17 protein-coding genes and 1 pseudogene are annotated in these 17427 nt (G+C 38.9%); 12 read left to right on the plus strand and 6 right to left on the minus strand.

All coding sequences use genetic code 11. The features are described 5' to 3' along the window. Window positions 1–145 precede the first annotated feature (145 nt). From AC6HZ4_RS07830 to AC6HZ4_RS07860, 7 genes are all read left to right on the plus strand, one after another. Window positions 146–901, plus strand: coding sequence for a DUF2087 domain-containing protein (locus AC6HZ4_RS07830; protein ID WP_497494420.1), 756 nt, complete (start codon window positions 146–148; stop codon window positions 899–901). A gap of 25 nt (window positions 902–926) precedes the next feature. Next, the gene (locus tag AC6HZ4_RS07835; protein ID WP_497494421.1) at window positions 927–1283 is read left to right on the plus strand and encodes a GIY-YIG nuclease family protein; all 357 of its coding nucleotides are present in this window, start codon (window positions 927–929) and stop codon (window positions 1281–1283) included. Window positions 1284–1491: 208 nt separating this feature from the next. Then, window positions 1492–2184, plus strand: a complete 693-nt coding sequence (locus AC6HZ4_RS07840) for a sigma-70 family RNA polymerase sigma factor (protein ID WP_497494422.1) — start codon at window positions 1492–1494, stop codon at window positions 2182–2184. A 16-nt stretch (window positions 2185–2200) separates the two neighbouring features. After that, window positions 2201–2785, plus strand: coding sequence for an ATP-dependent Clp endopeptidase proteolytic subunit ClpP (clpP, locus tag AC6HZ4_RS07845; protein WP_497494423.1), 585 nt, complete (start codon window positions 2201–2203; stop codon window positions 2783–2785). 658 nt (window positions 2786–3443) lie between these two features. Next, entirely contained in the window at window positions 3444–3626 is a 183-nt protein-coding gene (locus tag AC6HZ4_RS07850) for a hypothetical protein (protein WP_497494424.1), read from the plus strand. 493 nt (window positions 3627–4119) lie between these two features. Continuing rightward, window positions 4120–4848: an RNA polymerase sigma-I factor gene (gene sigI, locus AC6HZ4_RS07855; protein ID WP_497494426.1), complete on the plus strand. Its 729-nt coding sequence runs from the start codon at window positions 4120–4122 to the stop codon at window positions 4846–4848. Continuing rightward, on the plus strand, window positions 4841–6007 hold the full coding sequence (locus AC6HZ4_RS07860; protein ID WP_497494427.1) for an anti-sigma factor domain-containing protein: 1167 nt from the start codon (window positions 4841–4843) through the stop codon (window positions 6005–6007). The genes sigI and AC6HZ4_RS07860 overlap by 8 nt, the downstream gene beginning before the upstream one ends. 231 nt (window positions 6008–6238) lie before the next feature. Here AC6HZ4_RS07860 and AC6HZ4_RS07865 read toward each other — a convergent pair whose 3' ends face one another. The 5 genes and pseudogenes from AC6HZ4_RS07865 to pxpA all read right to left on the minus strand — a co-directional run bounded on the left by AC6HZ4_RS07865 (window position 6239) and on the right by pxpA (window position 11057). Then, a complete protein-coding gene (locus tag AC6HZ4_RS07865) occupies window positions 6239–6967 on the minus strand; it encodes a ZIP family metal transporter (protein WP_497494428.1) in 729 nt (242 codons plus the stop codon). 243 nt (window positions 6968–7210) lie between these two features. Continuing rightward, window positions 7211–8470 carry a DNA polymerase IV gene (locus tag AC6HZ4_RS07870; RefSeq protein ID WP_497494429.1) on the minus strand — a complete coding sequence of 420 codons (1260 nt, stop codon included), beginning with the start codon at window positions 8468–8470 and terminating at the stop codon, window positions 7211–7213. Window positions 8471–8791: 321 nt separating this feature from the next. Beyond that, window positions 8792–9016, minus strand: a pseudogene (locus tag AC6HZ4_RS07875) (D-glutamate cyclase family protein); the annotation flags it as partial. Window positions 9017–9028: 12 nt separating this feature from the next. Next, window positions 9029–10267 (minus strand): NRAMP family divalent metal transporter, encoded by a 1239-nt coding sequence (locus AC6HZ4_RS07880; protein ID WP_497494430.1) that lies wholly within the window; start codon window positions 10265–10267, stop codon window positions 9029–9031. 31 nt (window positions 10268–10298) lie between these two features. After that, window positions 10299–11057: a 5-oxoprolinase subunit PpxA gene (gene pxpA / locus AC6HZ4_RS07885; RefSeq protein ID WP_497494431.1), complete on the minus strand. Its 759-nt coding sequence runs from the start codon at window positions 11055–11057 to the stop codon at window positions 10299–10301. A 492-nt stretch (window positions 11058–11549) separates the two neighbouring features. On the opposite strand from pxpA, the gene AC6HZ4_RS07890 reads away from it, so the two are divergent. The 5 genes from AC6HZ4_RS07890 (at window position 11550) to accC (ending at window position 15803) form a co-directional block, all read left to right on the plus strand. Further along, window positions 11550–11714, plus strand: a complete 165-nt coding sequence (locus tag AC6HZ4_RS07890) for a hypothetical protein (RefSeq protein ID WP_497494432.1) — start codon at window positions 11550–11552, stop codon at window positions 11712–11714. A 441-nt stretch (window positions 11715–12155) separates the two neighbouring features. Beyond that, complete coding sequence (gene pxpB, locus AC6HZ4_RS07895; RefSeq protein ID WP_497495640.1) at window positions 12156–12893, plus strand: 5-oxoprolinase subunit PxpB; 738 nt, start codon at window positions 12156–12158, stop codon at window positions 12891–12893. After that, the gene (locus AC6HZ4_RS07900; protein WP_497494433.1) at window positions 12890–13894 is read left to right on the plus strand and encodes a 5-oxoprolinase subunit C family protein; all 1005 of its coding nucleotides are present in this window, start codon (window positions 12890–12892) and stop codon (window positions 13892–13894) included. The genes pxpB and AC6HZ4_RS07900 overlap by 4 nt, the downstream gene beginning before the upstream one ends. 43 nt (window positions 13895–13937) lie before the next feature. Further along, window positions 13938–14423 carry an acetyl-CoA carboxylase biotin carboxyl carrier protein gene (gene accB / locus AC6HZ4_RS07905; protein WP_497494434.1) on the plus strand — a complete coding sequence of 162 codons (486 nt, stop codon included), beginning with the start codon at window positions 13938–13940 and terminating at the stop codon, window positions 14421–14423. Window positions 14424–14450: 27 nt separating this feature from the next. After that, window positions 14451–15803 carry an acetyl-CoA carboxylase biotin carboxylase subunit gene (accC, locus tag AC6HZ4_RS07910; RefSeq protein ID WP_497494435.1) on the plus strand — a complete coding sequence of 451 codons (1353 nt, stop codon included), beginning with the start codon at window positions 14451–14453 and terminating at the stop codon, window positions 15801–15803. Between the two features lie 186 nt (window positions 15804–15989). Here accC and AC6HZ4_RS07915 read toward each other — a convergent pair whose 3' ends face one another. Further along, on the minus strand, window positions 15990–17387 hold the full coding sequence (locus AC6HZ4_RS07915) for an NCS1 family transporter (RefSeq protein WP_497494436.1): 1398 nt from the start codon (window positions 17385–17387) through the stop codon (window positions 15990–15992). Window positions 17388–17427: the final 40 nt, after the last annotated feature.

Raw genomic sequence — 17427 nt, forward strand, 5'->3', positions numbered from 1 at the left:
CAGCATTATTGAACGCAAAAAGAAGCAAACATTTTGATAAAATGTTTGTTTTTTAAAAAACAAAAACGAAAAATGTTTGAATATACAAAAACAAATTGATAAAATGTTAGCTATAATATAAACATGATGAGGAGGTGTTTGTTTAATGCAGAATTCAGAATTATTTTGGAACGCATCGCTGGAGGAACTTAAACGGGGATATATTGAAGAGCCAAATTATTATACCTGTCTGCTTTGCGGTAAACAAATCGAAAAAGGTGTAATCTATCCTGACAACGGAGTCCTTTATGAAGCTGAAAGATATGTAAGGATCCATATCGAGAATGTACATCAATCGGTGTTTGAATCCCTGATTGGACTTGATAAAAAGCTCACAGGCCTTACAGATCATCAGAATCGTCTTCTTCACCTTTTTTACCAAGGTAAAAGCGATTCAGAGATTCAAAAGGAACTGGGGATTGGCAGTGCTTCTACCATTCGGCATCACCGTTTTGTATTGAAGGAGAAAGAGCGTCAGGCTAAGATGTTTTTAACTATGATGGAGCTTTTAAAAGAAAAAGATCAGCATGCACCGATCATCCTATCCCCCCATAAAACAGCCAAGATGGTAGATGACCGTTATCATATTACGCAGGAAGAAAAGGAGGATATCATAAAGAAATACTTTCCTCAAGGAAGTAACGGACCATTGTCTACCTTTCCGCCAAAGGAAAAGCAGAGGCTGGTTGTGCTTCGGGAAGTCGTACATCATTTAACGAGTAACCGAATTTATGATGAGCAGGCAATCAATGAGATATTGAAAGCTGTCTATCATGATTATGTGTTGTTAAGAAGATATTTAATCGAATATGGCTTTTTGGATAGAAAGCCTGATGGAAGCGAGTATTGGCTAAAAAAATAATGAACGGAGAAGGGGGAAAAGAAAGATGGATCGAAAAAAAGAATTAAAGCATCTATATAAAGAAACAAAAACTGAAGCGGGAATTTATCAGATTAAAAACACCCAAAATCAAAAGATTTTTGTTGGAAGCACGATGAATTTAAAAACTTTGAACGGAAAAAGGTTTGAGTTGGAATTAGGAACGAATACAAATAAAAAGTTACAAGAAGAATGGAAGCAATTTGGAAAAGAAGCGTTTGTTTTTGAGGTGTTAGAGGTTTTAAAAAAGAAAGAGACTGGATATTTTGATGCGAAGCATGAGTTAAAAAAACTTGAGGAAGCATGGCTGGATAAACTTCAACCGTATGGAGAACGTGGATACAATCAAGAAAAATTCCGATGAAAATCCGTTAGTGTTCATTATGCACGGATCCTATTTTGGAATTTGTCAATCATGTTTTTGTATATTGCATACACTGCTTTTATACGTGATACTGGTGATTCCAAGGTACCGTTATCATCTATACAAAACTAAAAATTTTTCTTGCCCGTATCTTTTCCTCCCCCTAAATCCGTTATAAGGGCAGAGAGGTTCAAAAGGAGTGAACAGAATGATTACCAACAGAGACTTGTTTGCCGATGAAAGCGTTCAACTAGAGGGAGAAAAAATCCAAATAAATCAACTATACCCGGGTCTTCAAAGATATTCCCATTTTCTTGCTAAAAACAAATGGGATGCTGAGGATCTCGTTCAAGAGGCTGTCCTAAAAGCTATCCAGTATTATCATCCATCCGAATTAAGCTCCGCACTCTTGAATAGGATTGCTTACCATCACTGGGTTGACACTCTTAGAAAAAGAAAGCAGGAGGTAGTCGGAATCCTTCAAGATGTATCAGAAGGAGATAATACATGCAATATGGATCAATTGCTTGATACTGTGAAACTATTGGTGAATCATTTAACCCCAAAACAAGCGGTCATTTTTATATTGAAGGAAGCATTCAGCTATCAAGCAAGGGAAATCGCTCATTTACTGGATACTACAGAAATGGCGGTTAAATCCTCACTTCACAGGGCAAAGAAACGGCTGGAAAAGAAAACTTCGCTTCAATCCGTGGATTCCTTCTGGAGTAAAGAAGACAGGGAATTGTTATTTGACCTGCTGTACAAATCTCTTCAAGCTGAGGACCCGTCCATTTTAGTTGATTGCATATCAGAAATACCTTCATTGGCAGAAGTTCCTAAGCTGGTTCAACAAAAGCATTCTGCTTCCCCTCTTAACCTTTACTGCATGGCAGCTTAAAAAGGGAGGAATTTTAATGAACATGATTCCATATGTAATTGAACAATCCAGCCGAGGGGAACGTTCATATGATATTTATTCACGTCTATTGAAAGATCGTATTATCATAATTGGGAATGAAATTAATGATCAGGTGGCAAATAGCGTAATAGCCCAATTATTGTTTTTGGAAGCTGACAATCCTGAAAAGGACATCTCTATTTATATTAATAGTCCGGGTGGATCAACTACAGCAGGATTTGCGATTTTTGATACGATGGAGCATATTAAACCAGAAGTTAGCACAATCTGCATTGGGATGGCTGCATCGTTTGGAGCATTACTGCTCCTCGCAGGAACAAAGGGGAAGAGATATGCTCTTCCAAACAGCGAAATAATGATTCATCAGCCGCTTGGAGGGGTAAAGGGCCAGGCAACAGAAATTGAAATCTCGGCCCGGAGAATCCTAAAGCTCCGAGATCATATTAACGAAATAATTGCTAAGCGTACAGGTCAGCCCATTGAAAAAGTGGCAAGAGACACGGACCGTGATTACTTTATGAGTGCACAAGAAGCAATGGAATATGGCATCATCGACGAAATTATCAATAAAAATAAATGATGCTTATCTTCTTCAACTGATAAACGCGTTTAATTGAAGGATGCGCAGGATAATTGTATGAGGCTGCTGCTGTAACACGGATATGTTTTAAATAAAAAAATATGTCTGCGAAGACGCTCCAAAGATTCGCAAAAATGAAAAGAGGGAACTCACATCTCTCTGCTCCAGCTTAGAACATGCATACTAATAAAAGCAAGTCTCCAGTGCACCGAACTGGAGACTTTTTCCTTGTCATATAATGCGATATGACTAATATATTATGTGCTGCGAAACAATCGACCGGCTGTTTGTTAATAAAATTAAAAGTGCGCACCTTTTGGCGATAACTTTCCTTTCTTGATTACATGAACTTTCCTGTTAGATAATTTGGAACCAAAATTTCAGGAGTTTATAGCATTCAGAAATCTCCTATCCTACTAAATCTGTGTAAAAAAAAACGCTAAAAATGCTAACAATTAAGATTGGACATGCATATACTACAGTGCAACGAAAAAACTTAATAGAGGGGGGAACATAATGGGATACGGATATTGGAAAGACAATGACGATTGCAAACAAGAAAAGAAAAAGTGCTATGACTATTCTTATAAAAAGTACTACGTTAAGAAATGTCATTGCGACTGTTCTTTCGAGCCTTACTATCCAAAAGGCTACGACCATGAATCAGACTACGATCACAAAAAAGATTACGACTACGATTACAAAAAAGACTACGACTACGACCGCAAAAAAGACTACGACTACGATCGCAAAAGAGATTACGACTATGATTGCAAAAAAGATTATGACTACAGTCGTAAAAAAGATTGCAACCATGATCGCAAAAGAGACTACTAATTAAATCTTAGTATGCTGGCGAACATGATAGTCTGTTTCATTGGTTAATAGAGCTTCAACCACTTGAAGCTCATTGAACAATCCCCCACTTAGCTATGCTGGAAGTGGGGGATTGTTCTTGCGAATCAAGCCAACGCTCAGTTTCTTAGCAGGTTCCATAGGTCGTCCCGTCCCTGAAAACTATGTTTCAATACATAAAAAGCGAAATTCGTTTCCCGCTTATTTCTGGGCCTCGCCCTTCACGAAATGGAGAAAGAAGTCTTCCTTCGATAAATTTTGATAAAATGAACCTTTATCTGCCATGATATTATCACTTCACCCAAAACAATATTCTATTAATCTTGAAATTCAAGCTATGTTACTGATATTATGTTTAGTAATTCAGTCTTCTGATTTGGTACAAATCAGTATGGTCATAACAGATAAAAAGCCGGGCAAGAAAGGCATAAAGATAAACATGTCATTTTATATAGAGAAAAGAAAGGAGGAGAGAGTTTGTGTTAAGCTTACTACTGCAAGCTATTAAACCGAAAGAAACAACAGAGGAAATTGTACTTCGCCTTCAAACAGGAGAAGGTGACAAAAACGCATTTTTAGTTCAGTACCAGCCTTTTATTCGAAAAGTCGTTTCCAACGTCTGTAAGCGTTACATAACAGAACAGGATGATGAGTACAGCATTGGCTTATTTGCGTTCCATCAGGCCATAGAGAAGTATTCGTATCACAAGGGAAAATCATTTTTTGCGTTTGCTGGGCTTCTTATAAAAAGAGATGTGATTGACTATATACGAAAAGAAGTTCATCAAAAACTTGTCTTTTTAGAAGAAGATCAGCAAGAACAGAACTTGATAGATATGCAGGTTTCGCTTTCTGAATATTTAAAGGAAATAGAGAATGAGAACCGTAAGGAAGAGATTTTTCATTTTCAAAAGGTATTGGATGAATTCCGTATTTCATTTACAGATCTTGTAAACAACTCACCGAAGCATCATGATACAAGGGAGCATTTAATAGAAATCGCTCAAATAGTCGTACAAGATGAACAAATGTTGCAAGAGCTCTTTCGAAAGAAACGAATTCCGTTAAAACGGTTGGAAAATCGGGTGCGAACAAGCCGAAAAACGCTGGAACGACATAGAAAGTATATCATTGCCATGTGCATCATTTTCAGCAGCGATTATATGTACATCAAGGAGTATGTAAAAGGGTGGATGAACGGTGAATAAAGGAATTGTTCTAGAGATTCAAAAGAAAAATGTTTTGCTCCTTACCCGCGATGGAAAGTTTGTGAAGTGCATAAAAAAGCAAGGAAACTATGCAATCGGGCAAGAAATCGTGTTTACTGAGGAGGAATTGCTGCCAAACAGAAAATATTTATTTGCTTTCCCCTTTTTGAAACCAATACTTATGATAAGTTGTTGCTTCCTTGTCGCATTTTTGTTCTTCTATAACGGGCGGCAAGAAAAAGTTATGGCTTACGTATCCATCGATATAAATCCAAGTATAGAAGCAAGCGTGGATAGCAATTTTCGAGTGCTTCGCTTAGAGGCTTATAATGCAGAAGGTGAACAAATTATAAAGAAGCTTAAGAACTGGGAGAAGCAGCCGCTGTCTGATGTAATTGGGCAGGTTATAAATCGATGTCGACTAGACGGATACTTAACAAAGGAAACACCGGTCGCACTCACTTCTGTTGTAGTAGATAATAATAAGATGTTCCAACAAAAGTTGGAACCCATTTTACAAACTATAAGAACAAAGTATGCCAAAGAGAGTGTATCGATAGTATATCAAGAGGGGACAGTTCAAATGAGGGAGAACGCCAGGGGATCGAGAATGAGTACCGGTGCTTATATGGAAAAGGAAAAAGCTAAACAATCTCCTTTGGTTGTTCCAAAATCACCGTCTCCTGTTCCAGAGCACCCGCCGGCAAGTAACCAAATTGAGCAAGCGCCTCATCCTTCCTCTGAAGAACAGCACAATACCGGTTCCCAGGAAGAAACAGTAAAAGAGAAGGAGAAGAGCAATACTCCTCAGAACAACAAACCCGAGGAGAAGGTGAAAAAGGAGAAAGAATCCCCTTATCAAAGCGGCAAACAAGAAGAGAAAGCGAAACAGAAAAACGAGAGTCTTGATCAAAATGACAAGCGTGAGGAGAAGGCGGAACAGAAAAACGAGCGTCTTAACCAAAATGACAAGCGCGAAGAGAAGGTGGAACAGAAAAACGAGCGTCTTAATCAAAATGACAAGCGCGAAGAGAAGATAGAACAGAAAAACGAGCGTCTTAATCAAAACGGCAAGCGCGAAGAGAAGATACAAAAAAAGAAACAATCACTTCATATCCTCCCAAACAAGGAAAGGAAAAAAAGAATAATCATAATATGAACATAGAGGCTCAGTCTATGTTCTTTTTTGTGATTTTCTTACAAAAGACCTCCGCTTTAAACGTGTTACGGCAAAGCCCGCCTCAGGGAGCGTTAGCAAGCTGGTGACGGATAGTTCAATGTACGAATACTCCTTTCTCAAGGAATGAGAAGGCGCAGCCCAGCGATACATAGAGGTACTCTGAGGTAAAATCTGATAGAAATACACTGCAAAATAATTTCGCTTAAAATATTATCGGAACCAATTTGTCAATGTTATCATAGAGAGTAAGCCAAAAATAAAGGAAAAGGTTGCAGATGTTTCATTTCCATCACCATGGCTTTCTGGAATAAGTTCTTTATATACGATAAATAGCATTGCACCCGCAGCAAAAGCTAGTCCATAAGGAACGATGAATAGAAACGTACCAGTAAAGTGAAAACCTATAATTGACGAAATAAATTCAATTAATCCGGTGATAGCAGCATACAGAAACGCTCTAAATCGACCAGAATGATTTGATATAAGAAATAATGCTAGCAAGAACCCTTCTGGAACATTTTGTAGTGCAATTGCGAAGGAAACAACCGGTCCTAAATCTTGATAATCACTTGCGTAACTTACGCCAACGGAAAGACCCTCAGGTACGTTATGAAGAGCCATGGCAATAAATAATAAGGGTGCACTTGTCTGAAATGATAGACTAGATGAGTGATTCAAATCTATATGAGGAAGATAACGATCTAAAAGTGTCAACACTATTGTTCCTAGGATAATCCCGATTGAAAGTACAAATAAATTAGAGATTTTTAGTGTAGAAGGAATTAATCCATAAGTAGCAGCAGCCACCATGATTCCAGCTGTATAAGCCAGTAAGTTATCTTTATGGCGGTGCGAAATAGCTTGTAAAAACATGGCAGGAATAGCTCCTAGTATAGTGCACACGGAAGATGTGATTATCCCTATATATATATCTAACATAACGACCTCCTAATCCTATCCTTATCCCAATATATGTACAAGATAATTGCAACATTCGTTGACTTTTACAATTTATAGGGGCATAGAACTCTCCTGCCGCTTAGCTTTTCCTAAAAGAATTGAAATGACATAAGCTATTTTGGATTGAGCCTTGTTATGTACTCTTGATCAACAATTCTTTGTGTATGAAATCCATTAAGATCTTAAATAAAAATAGCCTTAGTCCCAGTTCGAGAATAAGGCTTATTTCTTTGAATCAAATCGCATTTTGAATTTTTCTGTTACACTCTTTTCTCTTGTTCTATCCAGCTCTGCTCCAGTTTTAATAATAGTATCCCCAAACTTTTCCTTTAATTTAGTAATAGTTTTGTCTAATGGTTCTTTCTTTTCCACTTCCTTAGCTTCTTCTTCAAAATTAAAGAGGTCGAGTTGTTTTGCAGCCTCTTTTTGAGCAATTACATTTTGAGCGGAAATCCCTAACAGCCTAACACTGTCGCCGCTCCAGTGTTTTTTAAATAATTGCATAGCACAACGTAATAAATCAGTTGACTCAAAAACAGGATTTACAAATGTTTGACTTCTTGTAACGGTTTTGAAGTCGTTATATCGAATAGTGATTTGAACAGTATAAGTAATTACGTTTTTTCGTTTCATCCTGCTGCTTACTGATTTAGCTAGCTTTTCAAACGTTTCTATAAGAATACGTTCCTCTGCCGTATTATGTTGAAGGGTAGTTGAGTTTCCAATGGTTTTGAAAAGCGAGGCTCTGTCTTTATCAACCGGTCTGGAATCAATGCCATTTGCCCAATTTCTAAGCATTACTCCATTTTTCCCGAGAAGGTCCCTCGCCTTGTCTTCTTCTATGTTCGCTAAATCCCCAATCGTAAAAACCCCAATATTTATAAGTTTTTCAGCTGTCTTCGTACCGCAGCCATGTAACTCATGAACTGGTTTCGGCCAAAGCATGGCCGGGACATCACGTTTTCTTATAATTGTAAGTCCCATTGGTTTTTTCCAATTGCTTCCATGCTTGCTAAGAACCTTACAAGGGCCTATTCCCCAGGAAGTTTGTATGCGAAATAAGCGAAAGATTTCCTGTTGAGCATTTCCAGCAATTAGGATTGGATCTTTTCCCTGCCGGGCAAGCTCCGTTAAATCAAGATAGCACTCATCTATACTTGCTACTTCAATTTCCTCAGTAATATCGGATAAAAAAGTAAATATGTTAGCTGAGGTTTTCCTATATAAATCAAAGTTAGGAGCTTTCACCACCAAATCGGGACATTTTTGGCGAGCTTGCCATAAAGACATGGTTGTATAGATACCAAGAGCTTTTGCTGTGTAATTAGCTGCTATAATCATGCCATTTCGTTTTAAATTCCCTGCTACGACAACTGCTTTACCTTCAAGGCCGGGATCATTTGCAATCTCACAACTAGCGAAGAATGCATTGCAATCGCAATGAGCAATTACGCGGCCATTACGGGGATGAAATTGTGTCATACTATCATCTCCATCCTATCGAAGAATCCTTTAAAGTTTCACTTTTAATTCAACAACATGTGCCGTCACCTTTTTCGATATGAGATACTTGTATCATATCAACCCGGAACATATGTTTCAAGTCAGAAGCTTATTGGGCAGGAAGGCACAACGATTCCGAAGCCCACTCGTCTCCCGCTTACCGCCGGGCTTTGCCTTTTACACGCTTGAAGAAGGAGGCTTCTGAGCTAAGTTTGTTAAATGGATAGCAAGTGATATATAAAATCAAAGGGCATGGATACTTTTTATCCATGCCCTTTGATTTAGCTAGATTTATATATTTTATAGGATACCGAGCTTTTCATCGCGCAAATCCGTAATAAACATATGCTCGGGTGCATGTATAACCATTAATTGGGGCTTTGACTCCATAGCAACTGCTTGAGGAGCAGCGCCGCATGCCCAAAATACAGGGACTTCACCTTTGTTTATGGTAACAGCATCACCAAAATCAGGGCGAGTAATATCTGTAATGCCGAGATCGGCTGGATTTCCAATATGAATAGGTGCGGCTTTTCCTTAAAACAGCTGTGGAATCGATTGAATAATTGTATACCCGCCCATTAATGCCATAATTACTACAACAAATACTCCTGAAATCGTCAACCATAATGGATGTTTATAATCACCGACAATATTCTTTTTATAAGCGGCAATCAGCAATGTACCAAGTGCAATTGGCAAAATAAGACCATTTAAAGCGCCAACTAAAACCAAAACCTTAACAGGCTTCCCTATTAAAACAAATGCCAATGTTGAGATCACAATAAAGCCGATAATAATTTGTTTATAATTTTTATCTAGTTTAGGACTAAATGTACGAATAAACGATACAGATGTATAAGCCGCACCAACTACCGATGTAATGGCAGCAGAGAACATTACAATACCAAATATTTTGTAGCCGATATTACCTGCAGCAAGCTGAAAAACAGATGCCGGAGGGTTAGTTGGATCAATCTGTGATCCTAATCCTTTTGAAACAACCCCAAGCACCGCTAAAAAGAGAGCGATACGCATAACGGAGGTAATCAAAATTCCAACAACAGAGCTTCTAGTTACCTCAGGCAATGAGCCGATCCCTTTTATGCCGGCATCTAATAGGCGGTGTCCGCCGGCAAATGTAATATATCCTCCAACTGTGCCGCCTACTAACGTTACGATTGCCAAGATGTCAATTTTTTCTGGCGCGACCGATCTAATAACAGCCTCACCGACAGGAGGAGCCGTAGAGAAGGCGACATATAACATTAAACCAATCATGACAAATCCTGCAATTTGTGTAAAGCGATCCATTGCCTTTCCTGCTTCTTTTACAACGAAAATAAATATAGCGATAACTGCACTAATAATAGCACCTGTTTCTGGCGACAGGCCAGTGATAGCATTCAAACCAAGCCCAGCACCCGCGATATTCCCGATATTAAAGGCAAGTCCTCCTATTACAATAAGGAAGGAAAGAAGATACCCTAATCCAGGTAAAACCATATTAGCGATATCTTGTCCTCTTTTTTCAGATACAGCAATAATACGCCAAATGTTAGTTTGAGCAAAGATATCCAATATAATTGAAACTAAGATAACAAATCCAAAACTAGCTGCTAGGCTTTGCGTAAATACGGTTGTTTGTGTCAAGAAACCTGGCCCAATTGCCGAGGTTGCCATCAAGAAGGCAGCCCCCATTAGTAAATTCCAGTTTAATTTTGGCACTGGGGAGCGTTTTTCATCTTTTTCCGATGACACTTTAAGTGGTTCCATGTTCTATTCCTCCTCTATGATCTCTTTTTTATCATCCAATCGCTTCCACTATTATGCCTGCGCCCACAAGAGCTTCCCGAATTTGCCGAGCAAATACGAGCGCTTCAGGGCCATCTCCATGAATACAAACCGTATGGGCCTTGACAGCAACGTCAACTCCTTGTTGTGAAAGAACCTTTCCTTCTTTCACCATACGAATAACTTGGGAGACGGCTTGCTCATGACTATGTATAAGAGCATCCGGCTGTTTTCGCGGTGTTAATGAACCATCCTGTTGATAAGTTCGATCAGCAAATACTTCATGTGCTGTTTGGAGTCCTATTCTTTCCCCAGCCTGTGCTAACTCACTGCCTGCAAGGCCGAATAGAATGAGCTGCGGGTCTACCATGTAGACAGCTTCTGCGATGGCTTCTGCTAGTTCCCTATCCTTCGCCGCCATATTATACAACGCACCGTGCGGTTTAACATGCTGCATTCTTTCGCCTTCGGCTTTAATAAATCCATAAAGGGCTCCGATTTGATAAATGACGATGTCGTATGCTTCCTGCGGTGAAATACTGATGTTGCGCCGGCCGAAGCCAACTATATCAGGCAATCCGGGATGTGCGCCAATCTTGACGTTATTTTTAAGAGCAAGCTGGACAGTTTTTCGCATCACAGACGGGTCTCCCGCATGAAATCCACAGGCAATATTCGCTGATGTAATGAAACGAAGAACCTCTTCATCCATTCCTATTTTGTAAGCTCCAAAACTTTCTCCTAAATCACAATTCAAATCAATTTGATACAAGAAAAACCCTCCTATCTATAAAATGCTTATACTGCTCTAACTGGCATCCCCCCTGATTGAGAGTTGATTTTATTAGCTCCTCTGGATATAGCCTAATATAAAACTTTGATTATGTTTTCTCCAAAACATTTCAAAACTATATCCTTTTCTTGAATTTCCCGAATTTAGGAACTACAGTTTCAAATATGGTGCATAGAATAATCTTAATACATATAACTTAATTTTTTAATAATTTTGTCAAAAAAATTAACAGCAAATTTTAATAAGAATTTTCAAGGGGAAACGGTTGTATTTTTAAATTTTGGTAATTATAATAGCCATGAAATCCATTATTAAGAATTGTTGTTCCGTAAATCGGGAAAAGGAGGAGTGTTTACTAATATTCTAGGTTTAAGAAGAAATACCTTTTAAAAATTATGAAAAATTTCTGGAAAAATCATTTGATTTTTTTGATAGCTGAAAACTGTGATCTTTGAATTAGGAGGATTTTTTATGTGGATAATTACTGTGTATTCAACAGAAAACAATACTACAATGTTTGAATTTAATGCCGAAAAAGAAGCAAGAGAAGCTTTTAAAAAAATTCAGGGCTGTAAGATTCTTTCTGAAGTTGTTTACTTTAATGATGTCCAGTACAAAAACCTTGAGAATATATAACGGTATATTCGTTTTGTACGAGAGCTGGAAAAATAAATATAACTAGTCCGTAATAGACTTTTATGTACCATATGAGTTGAATGATTCTCGTTCAAAAAACTCCAGACACCTGCAAATCACTCTTGGACACGTTATACTACTTGCTGCTCTAAAACAGGATAGAATCAATATCAGTGATATAACAAAAAACTAGTACGTAAGATTTTTTTACGCACTAGTTTTTTTTGGGAGAAATACATGATACGATTAATCTATGATAAAAAAACGGAACTAAAATCCCGAAATTCGGTAAAATGTTAAAATTCCAAGATGACAGGTGAAGATAACCCCTATGTCCATTAGCTTAGCTCTATTCTCATTGTAATTGCTGCTGATGGATGTTTACACACTATTAAAGAGGTGATTAGATTGGCTCAGACTGCTGCTGATGTTCGAACAAGTATGAGGATAGAACCATTCGGAGATTCAGCAATTCTTATCCGATTTGGTAATGAAATCGATTATACAATCCATCGTAAAGTACAGATGCTAACCAATTATTTTGAACAGCACTCTTTTCCTGGGTTTATTGAATGTGTTCCATCCTTTACAAGCGTTACCGTTTTTTATGATCCATTACTAGTTCGCAATGGATATAACCAAAATTTGAGAAGGGCTCATCATTTAGATCCAATAGTATCCCCTTACAAAATAGTCCATTCTATAATGGAAGATATTGTAATGAACCTGAAAGAAGAAGAAAAGGACACGCATCGAATCATTGAAATTCCTGTTTGCTATGGAGGAGAATACGGACCGGACTTGGAGATTGTGGCAAAACACAACAATCTAATGACAGATGAGGTGATTGATATTCATTCGAGTGGAGAATATCTCGTTTATATGATTGGATTTGCTCCTGGTTTTCCGTTTTTAGGAGGACTATCGGAACAAATTGCGACACCCCGACGCTCATCACCACGAACATTAATACCAGCCGGTTCTGTTGGAATTGCTGGGATGCAGACCGGGGTCTATCCAATTGCAACCCCTGGAGGCTGGCAGCTTATTGGCCGAACGCCTCTGAATCTTTTCTTACCTGAGGAGAATCCTCCAAGCTTGCTTCAAGCCGGGGATGTGGTTAAGTTTCGCTCTATTTCATACGAAGAGTATAGAGAATATAGGGAGGGGAATACATGAGTATCACGATTCTTCGTCCAGGCCTGCTTACTAGTATTCAAGATTTGGGAAGGTATGGTTTCCAAAAACATGGAGTAATCGTTAGCGGTGCGATGGATACATATTCACTCAGAATAGCTAATTTATTAGTTGGTAATAAAGAAGGAGAAGCTGCTTTAGAAATTACACTAATGGGGCCAACCTTGTTATTCGAACAAGATATGCTCATAGCTATCACAGGAGGCGATTTGTCCCCAACAATCGAAGGAGACCCGGTTCCTTTATGGCGTCCTATATATGTAAAAAAAGGAAGTATACTACGGTTTGGAGCACATAAGTCAGGATGCCGAACGTACATTGCAGTGGCGGGTGGTTTTGCTATCCCGGAAATCATGAACAGCAAAAGCACATATTTGCGTGGGGAAATTGGGGGATATAAGGGCCGAGCATTACAAGGGGAGGATGTACTGGCTACGAATCAGATGTCTAAACGATCCGTCCGTCTTTTTGAAAAACTTAAACGCAAAACCTTCGCGTATTCATTTACAACCACCAATTGGTTTGTTGATTCAAAACCGTTTTTACAACTTTCAAAAGAGCCCGTTATTCGTGTTTTACATGGAGGGCAATTTGACAAGTTTACTCCTCTCAGTCAGACGCAGTTTTTTACACAGCCATTTAGAGTAACACCACAATCTGATCGTATGGGATATCGAACATCAGGACCGGCTATACAATTGCAAGAGAAATTGGAGATGATTTCTGAAGCAGTGTCTTATGGAACCATTCAAATCCCCCCCGATGGAAATCCTATTATATTGCTTGCAGACCGGCAAACAACGGGGGGATACCCAAAAATCGCACAAGTTATCACGGTAGATTTATCTGCGGTTGCGCAAATAAAGCCAGGAGAAACCATTCGTTTTATCCCTGTAACATTAGAAGAAGCAGAGCAATTATACCTAGAGAGAGAAAAAAATATGAAAGAGCTAGAAGTAGGTATTGGTTTTAAATGTGAGTAGCCCCAGATGAATTTTCATATATAAAAAATAAGGAGCATCTAATATGTTAAATATAAATGAAATTAAAGAACTGATTAAAGTGATCGAGCAGTCATCCATTGAAAAGTTTGAATTGGAGCATGGGGGAACAAAGGTTGTCATTGATAAATCAAATGTTCATAGCCTTCAGCCAGGGGCTAATATAGTGACTGACCATTTTAGTAAAACAGCTTCCAGCCTGGCAGCAACACCAGATGTGAAGCATGCGGCAGATAAGGATGAACCAGCTGCAGAGCTTAAGAAAGATGATATACATCAAGTGCTCGCACCAATGGTCGGCACCTTCTATTCCCGTCCTAATCCAGATACAGCTCCTTTTGTGGAAGTCGGAACAAAGGTTCAGAAGGATACAGTCATTTGTATTTTAGAGGCCATGAAGCTATTCAATGAAATTGAAGCAGAAGTAAGCGGCGAAATCGTTGAGATTTTAGTGGAAGAAGGACAGCTTGTTGAATATGGACAGCCTTTGTTCGCCATAAAGAAGGCTTAATTCATGGATTAGGAGGGGGAGCATCATATGTTCAAGAAAGTGTTGATCGCTAATCGAGGAGAGATTGCTGTTCGGATTATCAGAGCGTGCAAGGAAATGGGGATTCAAACAGTTGCTGTGTATTCAGAAGCCGATAAGGAAGCATTGCATATCAAGTTAGCTGATGAAGCCTATTGTATTGGCAAGACCTCTTCAAAGGATAGTTATTTACATATACCAAATATAATGAGTGTTGCTACATCCACAAAAGTGGATGCAATTCATCCTGGCTACGGTTTTCTTGCAGAAAATGCCGATTTTGCGGAAATATGCGCATCGTGCAATATTATATTTATTGGTCCTAATCCGGAAGCGATCCGCAAGATGGGAGCAAAAGCAACCGCAAGAGAAACGATGAAACAAGCAGGGGTACCAACTGTTCCTGGAACAGATGGACTAATTGAAAATGAGGGCGAAGCATTGTTGGTCGCAGGAGAAATTGGGTTTCCTGTCATTGTGAAAGCAACCGCTGGGGGCGGCGGGAAAGGCATGAGAGTAGCCTATAGTGAGGAAGAACTAAAAAAAGCAATTCGCCAAGCCCAAAGTGAAGCTGAAACTGCATTTGGAAATCCGGGCGTATACCTTGAAAAATATTTGGAAGAGCCTCGGCATGTGGAAATTCAAATTATGGGAGATCGATATGGTAATGTCGTCCATCTTGGCGAACGTGACTGCTCAATCCAACGCCGTCATCAGAAGCTAGTTGAAGAAGCACCATCACCAGCTCTTACTGAAGAATTGCGGAGCAAAATGGGAGATGCAGCCGTGTTGGCGGCTAAAGCCGTTCATTATCATGGAGCTGGAACCGTAGAGTTTCTCCTAGATAAACATGGGCAATTTTATTTCATGGAAATGAATACGCGTATCCAAGTAGAACATCCCGTAACGGAGCTCATCACAGGAATCGACCTGATTAAGGAGCAATTGGCAGTTGCAGCAGGCCATGAGCTTTCATTTACTCAAGAAGATGTCAAATTCAATGGATGGGCTATTGAATGCCGGGTGAATGCTGAAAATCCATCGAAAAACTTTATGCCATCCCCTGGAAAGGTAGATATGTATCTTCCTCCTGGAGGATTTGGTGTAAGAATAGACAGTGCAGTTTATCCGGGATACACGGTTTCACCTTTTTATGATTCAATGGTAGCAAAAGTCATTGTTTGGGGCAAAGATCGAGAGGAAGCCATTCAAAGAATGAAGCGGGCTCTTGATGAGTTTTTTATTACTGGTATTAAAACAACGATTCCTTTCCACCTTCAGCTGCTGGAGCACGAAGCATTTGTGAAAGGAGATTTTAATACAAAATTTTTAGAAACATATAGCCTTCCGATCGAAGAATAATAGATTTATATAACATGATTATTTGGCAATATACTCTAGAATTCTTTATTACATATTCATAAACTAACTTGGAGAATTAGAGCGCTTAAGCAGGGGCTATTTTGTAATTGATTGGAGTGGATGATAAAAAACATCCACTCCCTTTATCTCTGACTTATAGACTTAATTGCTTTAACAGGGCTGCAATTATTTCTCAAATATTGTGCCTTTTTTAAACTTTGAATCTTTAAATGAAAATTTTGTCAGAAGAATATACGAAATGCCTGCTACAATAACGCCCGTAATCCATCCTAGCTCTACTTTTATAAAAGCGGCACCAGCGCCAATTAGCATCGCAAGCAGTGCGCATGGGTTATATCCGGCAAATGGACCATCTTCCTTATACAAATCTGTAATATTTACTTTTTGTTTTCTTAATATGTAATATTCCACTAGTAAAATAGAAACAATTGGACCTAAAAATGCGGAATATATGAGAATGAACATACCAAGACCTTTAGCTGAAGAATCCTGTACAAGCACCCAAGGGAATGAGCAAAGCCCGAGCAGCCCCGTTATGGTAACAGCAGGTTTATATTTCATTTTTGTAAGTAATGTAATAACATAGGTAGGCGGAATAATATTGGCAACCATGTTTACTGCCACCGCACCTATAACAATAAATGCGGATACACCTACTGTAATATAAGGATTATCTACTACGATTGCAAATGCCTTTACAGGATTAGAAATGCCGGTTGCAGAAGCAAGCATTGCACCGATTGTAAGTACGAAGCCGTACGCTATTAGAATAGGTGAAAAGTACAAAAACCCGCGTTTTGCATCACTAATACCAGATTTCAGCTCTCTTGAATAGTCAGCTGCGCTTAGAAAGATAGCTGCATAATTTCCTAGAAACATCATTATGAATGCAAAGAACGGCAAGCCCCATGAGCCTTCTGCATGAACCCATTTTTCTGCAATCACATCGCTATGAGATGTTAGAAGAACACCAAATACATAGACAAGCGCTAGCATAATAACAATAGATGAAAGTATTTCCACCCATTTAATGGTATGGAAGCCGTAAAGAGAAAGTACAATTTGCACCAGTTGAATCACTACAAAGCAAATGGCAATATTATCAAAGGAGCCTCCTGTAATAACCTTCATAATTTCATTTAAGGCAGTACCGCCAGTCCAGCTTTGAAAACCGTACCAAATTACGGCAGGGATACCGCGCAAAAGTGATGATATAATGGAGCCTTTCATCCCGAAGGACATTCTGAGCTGTACAACATATGGTATTCCTGTTCTGTATCCGACCCGGTCATTTAAAGCAAACAAAGCCGAAATGATACCAATCGCTATAGCAGCTGCGACAAATGTCTGAAAGATGTTCAGCGTTGCAGTTCCTGCTACAATCAAACTAGCTCCAAGCGTCATATTGCCTAAATTAACACCATCCCCAATCCACATAAACATATAGGAAATTGGACCTACAGCCCTATCCTCTTTCGTTTTCGGCTTTAGTGATTCATCCACGCCAGCAGCATGGTGAATCTGTGTCTCTTCTATAACTTGCCTTGCTAAATTTGTAGACATTGTATACTCCACTCCTTTTTCATTGTTTGCCCTATTTCTT

The sequence above is a fragment of the Ectobacillus sp. OTK genome, assembly GCF_059698935.1.

Bases quoted from the DNA above. Each gene is read 5' to 3' on its own strand.
- AC6HZ4_RS07865 (WP_497494428.1), bottom strand. From the start codon at position 6,967: ATGTTAGATATATATATAGGGATAATCACATCTTCCGTGTGCACTATA.
- AC6HZ4_RS07900 (WP_497494433.1), top strand. From the start codon at position 12,890: ATGAGTATCACGATTCTTCGTCCAGGCCTGCTTACTAGTATTCAAGAT.
- AC6HZ4_RS07830 (WP_497494420.1), top strand. From the start codon at position 146: ATGCAGAATTCAGAATTATTTTGGAACGCATCGCTGGAGGAACTTAAA.
- pxpB (WP_497495640.1), top strand. From the start codon at position 12,156: ATGAGGATAGAACCATTCGGAGATTCAGCAATTCTTATCCGATTTGGT.
- AC6HZ4_RS07840 (WP_497494422.1), top strand. From the start codon at position 1,492: ATGATTACCAACAGAGACTTGTTTGCCGATGAAAGCGTTCAACTAGAG.
- AC6HZ4_RS07915 (WP_497494436.1), bottom strand. From the start codon at position 17,387: ATGTCTACAAATTTAGCAAGGCAAGTTATAGAAGAGACACAGATTCAC.
- AC6HZ4_RS07835 (WP_497494421.1), top strand. From the start codon at position 927: ATGGATCGAAAAAAAGAATTAAAGCATCTATATAAAGAAACAAAAACT.
- accC (WP_497494435.1), top strand. From the start codon at position 14,451: ATGTTCAAGAAAGTGTTGATCGCTAATCGAGGAGAGATTGCTGTTCGG.
- AC6HZ4_RS07870 (WP_497494429.1), bottom strand. From the start codon at position 8,470: ATGACACAATTTCATCCCCGTAATGGCCGCGTAATTGCTCATTGCGAT.
- AC6HZ4_RS07890 (WP_497494432.1), top strand. From the start codon at position 11,550: ATGTGGATAATTACTGTGTATTCAACAGAAAACAATACTACAATGTTT.
- AC6HZ4_RS07880 (WP_497494430.1), bottom strand. From the start codon at position 10,267: ATGGAACCACTTAAAGTGTCATCGGAAAAAGATGAAAAACGCTCCCCA.
- accB (WP_497494434.1), top strand. From the start codon at position 13,938: ATGTTAAATATAAATGAAATTAAAGAACTGATTAAAGTGATCGAGCAG.
- AC6HZ4_RS07850 (WP_497494424.1), top strand. From the start codon at position 3,444: ATGAATCAGACTACGATCACAAAAAAGATTACGACTACGATTACAAAA.
- clpP (WP_497494423.1), top strand. From the start codon at position 2,201: ATGAACATGATTCCATATGTAATTGAACAATCCAGCCGAGGGGAACGT.